Consider the following 1,784-nt stretch of genomic DNA (forward strand, 5'->3'; position numbering starts at 1 on the left):
TGTGATGTCTATGGAGTTTTTGGACACGGAGTCTAATGGCTTTTTGGACGGGGAGTCCAGATAGTTTTTGGTCACGGAGTCCAAAGACTTCCTTGTCGTGATGTCTCAAGACTTTTTGGACAGTCGGTGGGTTGGAATACCAAGATGGCTATTTCAACCCATCTCCGCAAGAAAATAGCGGACTTCGACCCAGTAAGAGACGGACGAACCGTCACCCAATTCTGCAAGGATATTGGCGTATCTCGCCAAACCTATGCCAACATCAAACGCCGCGTTGAACAACGCGGCCGTGCAGGCATCCTGCCTGACTCCACCGCCCCGCATTCCCCAGCCAGAATCTACGATGATCACCTTCGTCAGAAAGTCATCACAGCTCGATCAGTGCTCAAGGCCCGGGGACGTGACTATGGCCCGTGGTCGATCTATTACTACCTCATTGATGACCTTGGTTTAGAGCACCCACCGGCACGGTCTACGATTGCGCTTTGGCTCCACGAAGCTGGTGTTGCTGAGGCCAATGCCCGTAAACGTCCTCGTAAAAGCTATAAACGCTGGGCACGCGATAAAGTCGATGAGCTGTGGCAACTCGACGGGTTTGTCTATCGACTCTTTGACACTCCACATACCCAGATCACTATCTACCAGCTGGTTGATGATGCCAGCCGGTTTGATCTGGGCTCACAAGCCTTCGCCGCCAAAGAAAACGGATTCGATGCTCGCACTACCTTGGCCGCAGCAATAGAAACGTATGGTCGCCCGCAGGAACTTTTGACCGATAACGGTGAAGCTTTTGCCACCTATCACCGGGGCCGATTGTCCGATACCGAGCGCTGGCTCGCCGCCCAAGGTATCTGGTCCATTGCAGGTTTTGGCCCGCAAACCCAAGGCAAAGATGAACGCTCGCATCAAACTATGACCAAGTTTCTCGATGCACGCCAACCTACGACACTTCAGCACGTCCAACAGCTGTTGGACGACTACCGCGAGTTTTACAACACCAGGCGCCGCCATCAAGGCCTGCTAGTCGGCAAAATGCACATCACTCCAGCCCAAGCCCGTGAGCACTTCGCCCACGCTCAATCCCCAACACAACCCATTGACCCGGATCTGCTGTGGGCCAAGATTGTGAAGTCATACCGGGATACGCACTCAGAAAGCGCGATACACCACGAGCATCGTATCGAGAAGGTTAAAGAGGCGATGGTGCCGGTTGTGGGAGAAGTTGCAGCTTCTCCCACAACCATCGATGACGATAACGAACCAATCCAGCAAGAATCATCTCCTACCGTCAGTCCCACCGTAGACGGTCTATCCGCCCAGTCAAGCAACGCCTGGGGTATCCCCGACACACTGTGGATCAACAAAAGCGGAGTGGTGCGCATCCTGGGCTATGGATTCTATGTAGGACTCCGGTTTAAAAACCGGCTCATATACAGCCACGTTACCGATGACACCGCTGAGTTCTTCACTGATCATGATGGTGAAGCACTGTTTTCATTCCCACTGCCCATCAAGCTACTTGAGCGTCCAGCCGGCGGACAGATCAACATCGGGCATGTCGAAGGAATGTGGCACCGCCGGCCACCAGAGATCAAACCAATCCTGTCGCGTCCGCGCCCGTCGAGACGAAAGAAACCATAACCGGTAAGACGAGCTAGAGACTGTCCAAAAACACCAAAGACTCCCTGCCCAAAAAGCAGGGAGACTCCACGTCCAAAAAGTCATTGGACTCCTAGCCCAAAAAGTTACTGGACTCCGTGTCCAAAAAGTCCATGGACATAACA

The 1,784-nt window shown here is 53.3% G+C and carries 1 protein-coding gene; it reads left to right on the forward strand.

Translation table 11 applies throughout. The annotated features are described in order from the left end of the window. Positions 1-144: 144 nt before the first annotated feature. Positions 145-1,641 (forward strand): integrase core domain-containing protein, encoded by a 1,497-nt coding sequence (locus tag HMPREF2807_RS03615; RefSeq protein ID WP_049156914.1) that lies wholly within the window; start codon positions 145-147, stop codon positions 1,639-1,641. The last annotated feature ends 143 nt before the right edge of the window (positions 1,642-1,784 follow it).

The organism is Corynebacterium sp. HMSC074A09 (assembly GCF_001811545.1).
GTDB classification, from domain to species: domain Bacteria; phylum Actinomycetota; class Actinomycetes; order Mycobacteriales; family Mycobacteriaceae; genus Corynebacterium; species Corynebacterium hiratae.

Bases quoted from the DNA above. Each gene is read 5' to 3' on its own strand.
- HMPREF2807_RS03615 (WP_049156914.1), top strand. From the start codon at position 145: ATGGCTATTTCAACCCATCTCCGCAAGAAAATAGCGGACTTCGACCCA.